The organism is Xenorhabdus hominickii (assembly GCF_002632725.1).
Taxonomy (GTDB): domain Bacteria; phylum Pseudomonadota; class Gammaproteobacteria; order Enterobacterales; family Enterobacteriaceae; genus Xenorhabdus; species Xenorhabdus hominickii.
On record NZ_NJAI01000120.1, the window covers coordinates 1 to 337 of the forward strand.

Below are 337 nucleotides of genomic sequence, written 5' to 3' on the forward strand. Positions count from 1 at the left end.
CATGGATTATCCAGCTAGGTGCAAAAGACGCCTGGTTCAGTCGTGTAACAAACGGGCGCATAGATGAAGATTATGCCCCCGTTAACAGGCAAAAGGCTAATGTCTATGCGTCAGCTATTCTGAATGATCTTGAACCACCCAGACATCTTCAGTTGTCCGATAAACCGACTAACTCAATCTGAATAACGCCACACCTTAGTAAAAACACCTTTTAATTCAGATAAACCCCTTATTCATATCTGGTCATGTATTAAATAGTTAGATTGAATATCAAAAATAGTACTCACGCTCAATAAAAGTTCCTATCACCTTATCGTGCATTTCTTCGGATTTTGAA

The 337-nt window shown here is 39.2% G+C and carries 1 protein-coding gene; it reads left to right on the forward strand.

What is annotated here, in order from left to right; genetic code table 11:
• Positions 1–182: hypothetical protein (locus tag Xhom_RS31840; protein ID WP_099140153.1), on the forward strand; the 182-nt coding region annotated here is incomplete at its 5' end.
• Positions 183–337 lie beyond the last annotated feature (155 nt).